The following is a 347-nucleotide window of genomic DNA, read 5'->3' as shown; positions in this document are numbered from 1 at the left end:
CCACGGCGGCGACCTTCACGTTGTCGCCGCGCTCCTTGTTGAAGCCGGCGGCCGAGCCGACGAGCTGCTCGATCTCGGCGACCTGGGCGTCGATGCCGGCCTTGCCGGCCTCGGGCCCGGCCAGGGACGCGAGGCGGGCGCGGTTGACTAGGACCTCCACCGAGAGCTGCCGGATGTTGTAGCCGTCGCTGACCGTCTGGATGGTCTTCGACGAGATCTCGTAGTTGGTCAGATCCTCACGCTTCTGGGTTTCGTTGCTGGCCGAGTCGTTGCCGTCCGAGCGCGCGCGCTGGTCCGGCAGGTTCGTCTGCGCCGCGGTCGGGCGCTGGGCCGCGTTGCGGTTCTGC

At 69.7% G+C, this 347-nt stretch carries 1 protein-coding gene; it reads right to left on the bottom strand.

Annotation, left to right across the window (positions count from 1 at the left end):
• Positions 1 to 347, bottom strand: a 347-nt coding sequence (locus CVH10_RS18595; protein ID WP_219924818.1) for a flagellar M-ring protein FliF C-terminal domain-containing protein, incomplete at both ends; no start/stop codon positions are given.

This window comes from Halomonas sp. ND22Bw, assembly GCF_003011945.1.
GTDB classification, from domain to species: Bacteria; Pseudomonadota; Gammaproteobacteria; order Pseudomonadales; family Halomonadaceae; genus Halomonas; species Halomonas halophila.
Note: the sequence above shows the minus strand (reverse complement) of the source record. Positions and strands in the feature narration are given on the sequence as shown.